The organism is Roseateles sp. P5_E11, from assembly GCF_054049355.1.
The window spans coordinates 1-701 of sequence record NZ_JBFUMO010001152.1; the positions used below are offsets into that span (position 1 = coordinate 1).

Sequence of the window (701 nt, forward strand, 5' to 3'; positions counted from 1 at the left end):
CCCCCAGGCCCACCTTCCAGACGCGCTGCCAGATGGCCGCGTCGACCGTGTCCACATAGACGCCCGAGCCGATGATCCAGCTCCAGGGCGTGAAGCCCTTGACGTAGGACACCTTGGGCCCCCCAGGCCCACCTTCCAGACGCGCTGCCAGATGGCCGCGTCGACCRTGTCCACATAGACGCCCGAGCCGATGATCCAGCTCCAGGGCGTGAAGCCCTTGACGTAGGACACCTTGGGCACGGGCTGCTCGCTGCCCGGCTTGGGCCACATATAGGGCAGGAAGCCTGCGCCGCTGGCCTTGACGATGTCGACCATCGCGACGAAGAGCGGCTTGCCGGTCGGGTCCTTGCTGTTGTTCAGCGTCTTGCCCTCCAGCTCCGGCTTCATGGGATGCATGACCATGATCGGGCTCATGTCGTTGACCCAGAAGTACTCGTTGCCGCTGTAGCGCAGTCCCCGCAGGGCGGCGAGGGCCGACTTCTTGGCGTCCTCGTCGGACAGCTTGCCTGTCGCAACCTGGGCGTGGAAATGCGAGACGACGCCATGCGCCGCCTCGACCGCCTGGCGCACCGCCTGCTGGCGCTCGTTCAGGATCAATTCCCGCTCCGAGAACAGCAGGATGGCCGCAACCAGCAGCACGCCAAGAACAGCGCCGAAGGTCTGCAGGGCCAGGCGGCGGGAAACTCTGAGCGACTCGAGCT

At 66.0% G+C, this 701-nt stretch carries 1 protein-coding gene and 1 pseudogene; both read right to left on the reverse strand.

The features are described from left to right. Window positions 1-268 (reverse strand): cache domain-containing protein (locus tag ACXJKR_RS34025; RefSeq protein WP_457326619.1); only part of this gene is annotated, 268 nt, incomplete at its 3' end. Next, window positions 196-639, reverse strand: a pseudogene (locus ACXJKR_RS34030) (cache domain-containing protein); the annotation flags it as partial. The pseudogene ACXJKR_RS34030 and the gene ACXJKR_RS34025, both read right to left, overlap by 73 nt. Window positions 640-701 lie beyond the last annotated feature (62 nt).